The organism is Pandoraea sp. B-6 (assembly GCF_000282835.1).
GTDB classification, from domain to species: domain Bacteria; phylum Pseudomonadota; class Gammaproteobacteria; order Burkholderiales; family Burkholderiaceae; genus Pandoraea; species Pandoraea cepalis.
This window is the reverse complement of the sequence record NZ_AKXS01000346.1, coordinates 1-278: the sequence shown is the minus strand read 5'-3', so window position 1 is coordinate 278 and position 278 is coordinate 1. Positions and strand designations below refer to the sequence as shown.

Sequence of the window (278 nt, the reverse complement as noted above, 5' to 3'; positions counted from 1 at the left end):
CATGGCCCTCGCCCCGCAAGACCCGAACGCACCGGAATTTGTGCGCCGTTACGTCAACTTGGCTGATCCGCGCCTGGGTGCGCAGGCGTTGGAGGCCAGCGACGAGTTTTTCGCGGCCAAGGAGCGCATGCTCAACCCTGAGCCGGCCGTGTTCATCCCTGGCAAATACGACGACAACGGCAAGTGGATGGATGGTTGGGAGACACGTCGCAAGCGTGTGAACGGCTACGACTGGTGTGTGGTCAAGCTGGCGCGACCGGGCGTGTTGTTTGGCGTTG

Annotated in this window: 1 pseudogene; it reads left to right on the top strand. The window is 62.6% G+C overall.

Features of this window, described 5'->3' with window-relative positions:
• Position 1: 1 nt before the first annotated feature.
• Positions 2-278 (top strand): annotated as a pseudogene (locus A985_RS24055) (allantoicase); the annotation flags it as partial.